Below are 667 nucleotides of genomic sequence, written 5' to 3' on the forward strand. Positions count from 1 at the left end.
TTATGATTGCGCCAGAGAGTGCTTCACGCATGGAAGATCTTCAGGAATATGTTCGCGATGTGATGGGGCAAATGGAAAGCGACCTCGGTGTAGGGACAGAATGGGTCGCGATCAATCATTGGAATACAGATAATCCCCATGCCCATGTCATCTTGCGCGGCAGGACACGTGAAGGTCATGAGTTACGTATCCCTCGCGATTATCTCTCCCATGGTCTACGCCATCAGGCACGCGAGCGCGCAACGGCAGAACTCGGAGAGCGCTCGATCTTTGATGAGCGTATGGCCCTTGATCGCGATATCCATGCCAAGGGGTTCAGTCGGCTGGATAAGGCCCTTGCGGCAGAGCTTGATGGTCGGGGAGAAGTTCGGCTTCAAGACTTGGGCGGGCGTGATCCCGATCAAGCCATCTGGGGCAATGCGCTACGCGCACGTGCGCGTGAGCTGGAAGCACGCGGTCTTGCCACAGAAGTGCGCCGCAATGTGATGGCGTTCAAGGATGGCTGGACAGAGACGTTAGCCGAGAGGTCACGGGTCGACATCACCAAGACGCGTAGTACGACCAAGCTCCATGAGCGGGGTGAAGAACTGGTTGGGGAGGTTGTCGGCCTTGAGAAGCGATCCACTGGCAACAGTGTCCTGATCCTTGATACCGGCAGCAAGACCAA

The 667-nt window shown here is 56.5% G+C and carries 1 pseudogene; it reads left to right on the forward strand.

Going from position 1 to position 667, the window contains the following annotated elements:
* Positions 1-29: 29 nt before the first annotated feature.
* Positions 30-667, forward strand: a pseudogene (locus B7364_RS07890) (hypothetical protein); the annotation flags it as partial.

The organism is Aquidulcibacter paucihalophilus (assembly GCF_002105465.1).
Classification (GTDB): domain Bacteria; phylum Pseudomonadota; class Alphaproteobacteria; order Caulobacterales; family Aquidulcibacteraceae; genus Aquidulcibacter; species Aquidulcibacter paucihalophilus.